The sequence below is a fragment of the Porphyromonas sp. KLE 1280 genome (genome assembly GCF_000700805.1).
GTDB lineage: Bacteria > Bacteroidota > Bacteroidia > Bacteroidales > Porphyromonadaceae > Porphyromonas > Porphyromonas pasteri.
Map to the genome: position 1 here is coordinate 1 of NZ_KL362962.1, position 1069 is coordinate 1069.

General features: G+C 52.3%; 1 rRNA gene. It reads left to right on the forward strand.

What is annotated here, in order from left to right:
- Positions 1-1057, forward strand: a 16S ribosomal RNA gene (locus tag HMPREF1121_RS00005); the annotation flags it as partial.
- Positions 1058-1069 lie beyond the last annotated feature (12 nt).

Sequence of the window (1069 nt, forward strand, 5' to 3'; positions counted from 1 at the left end):
CAATGGGCGAGAGCCTGAACCAGCCAAGTCGCGTGAAGGATGACTGTCTTATGGATTGTAAACTTCTTTTATACGGGAATAACAAGAGTCACGTGTGGCTCCCTGCATGTACCGTATGAATAAGCATCGGCTAACTCCGTGCCAGCAGCCGCGGTAATACGGAGGATGCGAGCGTTATTCGGATTTATTGGGTTTAAAGGGTGCGTAGGCGGCCTGTTAAGTCAGCGGTGAAATCTAGGAGCTTAACTCCTAAATTGCCATTGATACTGGCGGGCTTGAGTGTAGATGAGGTAGGCGGAATGCGTGGTGTAGCGGTGGAATGCATAGATATCACGCAGAACTCCGATTGCGAAGGCAGCTTACTAAGGTACAACTGACGCTGAAGCACGAAAGCGTGGGTATCAAACAGGATTAGATACCCTGGTAGTCCACGCAGTAAACGATGATAACTGGGCGTATGCGATATACAGTATGCTCCTAAGCGAAAGCGTTAAGTTATCCACCTGGGGAGTACGCCGGCAACGGTGAAACTCAAAGGAATTGACGGGGGCCCGCACAAGCGGAGGAACATGTGGTTTAATTCGATGATACGCGAGGAACCTTACCCGGGATTGAAATGTAGATGACCGCTCCTGAAAGGGAGTTTTCCTTCGGGACATCTATGTAGGTGCTGCATGGTTGTCGTCAGCTCGTGCCGTGAGGTGTCGGCTTAAGTGCCATAACGAGCGCAACCCCTGTCTACGGTTGCCATCAGGTAATGCTGGGAACTCCGTAGAGACTGCCGTCGTAAGGCGTGAGGAAGGTGGGGATGACGTCAAATCAGCACGGCCCTTACATCCGGGGCGACACACGTGTTACAATGGTAAGGACAAAGGGCAGCTACCTGGCGACAGGATGCGAATCTCTAAACCTTATCACAGTTCGGATCGGAGTCTGCAACTCGACTCCGTGAAGCTGGATTCGCTAGTAATCGCGCATCAGCCATGGCGCGGTGAATACGTTCCCGGGCCTTGTACACACCGCCCGTCAAGCCATGGGAGTCTGGAGTACCTAAAGTCCGTAACCGCGA